The organism is Clostridium sp. CCUG 7971, assembly GCF_017590215.1.
Taxonomy (GTDB): Bacteria; Bacillota; Clostridia; order Peptostreptococcales; family Peptostreptococcaceae; genus Faecalimicrobium.
Window position 1 is genome coordinate 1 of record NZ_JAFFPK010000240.1, and the last position, 1,014, is coordinate 1,014.

The 1,014-nt window shown below is 35.6% G+C and carries 1 pseudogene; it reads left to right on the forward strand.

From position 1 onward, the window contains the following. Positions 1–1,014, forward strand: a pseudogene (locus JWF52_RS19050) (DNA-directed RNA polymerase subunit beta'); the annotation flags it as partial.

Genomic DNA, 1,014 nt, shown 5'->3' on the forward strand with positions numbered 1-1,014 from the left:
CTGTGAAAGAATATTTGGGCCTCAAAAGGACTGGGAGTGCCACTGCGGTAAGTACAGAAGAGTTAGATATAAAGGTGTAGTTTGTGATAGATGTGGTGTAGAAGTAACAAAAGCTAAAGTAAGAAGAGAAAGAATGGGACATATAGAGCTTGCAGCTCCTATGTCTCATATCTGGTACTTCAAAGGTATACCAAGTAGAATGGGTCTTTTACTTGATATGTCTCCAAGATCTTTAGAAAAAATATTATATTTTGCTTCATACGTTGTAACAGATGCAGGTGAAACTGGATTAAACGAAAAGCAATTATTAACAGAAAAAGAATACAGAACTGCTGTTGAAAAGTATGGATATGGTACTTTCACTGTAGGTATGGGTGCTGAAGCTGTAAAACAATTATTACAAAATATTGATTTAGAGCAAGAAAGTAAAGAGCTAAGATCTGACTTAAAAGATAGCACTGGGCAAAAGAGAATAAGAACAATAAGAAGACTAGAAGTTGTAGAAGCATTCAAAAAGTCTGGAAACAAGCCAGAGTGGATGATACTAGATGCAATCCCTGTAATACCACCAGATTTAAGACCAATGGTACAATTAGATGGTGGAAGGTTTGCAACTTCTGACTTGAATGACTTATATAGAAGAGTTATAAATAGAAATAACAGATTAAAGAGGTTATTAGAGCTTGGAGCACCTGACATTATCGTAAGAAATGAAAAGAGAATGCTTCAAGAAGCAGTAGATGCTTTAATCGACAATGGTAGAAGAGGTAGACCTGTAACAGGACCTGGTAATAGACCACTTAAGTCTTTATCAGACATGCTAAAAGGTAAGCAAGGACGTTTCCGTCAAAACTTACTTGGTAAGCGTGTTGACTACTCAGGACGTTCAGTTATAGTTGTTGGACCAGATCTTAAATTCTATCAATGTGGTCTTCCTAAGAAAATGGCTCTTGAATTATTCAAACCATTTGTTATGGATAAATTAGTTAAAGAAGGTCATGCACACAATATAAA